A 298-nucleotide genomic window follows, 5' to 3' on the forward strand; every position below is an offset into this window, starting at 1 on the left:
ATGGTTTTTGCTAGATTGGTTCTAGCGGCTGTGTAGCTAATGGCATCCATAAGGTTCTCCTGTACAGGATGTTGTACCATGGTCAGGATACCGTACGCAAAAAGATTTAACAATCGGCTGCACAGCGACCGATTTTCCACCGCTTCGCGGCTCCAAACCGGCGCGTGAGCCGGGCGTTAGCACCTCAGGCCCGACGGCTGTCGTTCACGTCGTCCGCAAGCCAAGCCTTGATCAGTGATTGATAGGGCATGTCCCGCTTGTTGGCTTCGATTTTGATCCGATCAAGCAAGGTTTCCGG

1 protein-coding gene is annotated in these 298 nt (G+C 53.4%); it reads right to left on the reverse strand.

Annotated features, from left to right (window positions below):
* Nucleotides 1-184: 184 nt before the first annotated feature.
* The gene (locus P8629_RS12890; protein ID WP_442908703.1) at nucleotides 185-289 is read right to left on the reverse strand and encodes a CopG family antitoxin; all 105 of its coding nucleotides are present in this window, start codon (nucleotides 287-289) and stop codon (nucleotides 185-187) included.
* Nucleotides 290-298: the final 9 nt, after the last annotated feature.

Source organism: Hydrogenovibrio sp. 3SP14C1, assembly GCF_029625905.1.
GTDB lineage: Bacteria > Pseudomonadota > Gammaproteobacteria > Thiomicrospirales > Thiomicrospiraceae > Hydrogenovibrio.